Origin of the sequence: Paraburkholderia sediminicola, from assembly GCF_046026895.1 — a bacterium.
Lineage (GTDB): Bacteria > Pseudomonadota > Gammaproteobacteria > Burkholderiales > Burkholderiaceae > Paraburkholderia > Paraburkholderia sediminicola_C.
In genome coordinates, this window is sequence record NZ_JAQQEU010000258.1 from 1 (window position 1) to 780 (window position 780).

Consider the following 780-nt stretch of genomic DNA (forward strand, 5'->3'; position numbering starts at 1 on the left):
ATCGTCAAACACGTCCCAATTGCACTGGTTGTAATATACATAGACGCCCGGCTCTTTCGCATCGGACGTCTTGACAGCGGCTATGCCCACCGCGCCGTCATGCGGTACCGTAACCGACGCGACATGTGTTCCATCAAGATCAACGATATGGACGGCACGGCTGACGCCGCGAAGTATCAGGAGCCGATCGCCGTGCAGCGTCATGTCGTTGATGCCGTTTCCAATGCGGACCGTCCGTATCAGCTCGTTGTTCTCGACAAGAGCAGGCTGCCCGTCGTGTCGGCGACGTAATATCGGCCGTCCTTCCAGCACAACCCGACGATGCTCTGCGCAGCATCGATCGTGATCGGACCGGTTGCGGCATGTACCGAGCCGTTTTCTATACTGACTGTATGGAGTAAATTGGAACGGCAATAGTGGATCGTACCGTCGGGCCGCATGCATAGTGCCGCCGCTCTCTCGAACTCATTGAAATGCTTGAAATTGAGCAGGCACTGAAAGAGCCCCGTGCGGACATCGATCCTGCCCAGCCCGCCAAGCTCAGGGTCCAAAACAAAGATCGCGTCCTCCTCATTGCTATCGATCGAGCTGATGTTTTTTGCAAAGAGCGGTCTTATCGCGGTGACCATCAGTCCTCCTGTCGGTTCGATGGGCGAGGTACAGCGCCAGTGCCTACGGTGCGTCTGACCCTTACGGCTCTTTGCGCGCCAATGCTTGTTGAATCCGATCGGCGTAATCGGAAAGATGCCTAAAATTGCTATCCAGGGAATCGCGCGAGGA

The 780-nt window shown here is 56.0% G+C and carries 2 protein-coding genes; one reads left to right on the plus strand and one right to left on the minus strand.

Translation table 11 applies throughout. The features are described 5' to 3' along the window. Nucleotides 1-291 (plus strand): hypothetical protein (locus PQR02_RS40620; protein ID WP_408243419.1); only part of this gene is annotated, 291 nt, incomplete at its 5' end. Here the strand turns inward: PQR02_RS40620 and PQR02_RS40625 are convergent. After that, nucleotides 240-780, minus strand: a 541-nt coding sequence (locus tag PQR02_RS40625; protein WP_408243420.1) for an NHL repeat-containing protein, incomplete at its 5' end; no start/stop codon positions are given. The two genes, PQR02_RS40620 and PQR02_RS40625, sit on opposite strands and share 52 nt — an antisense overlap.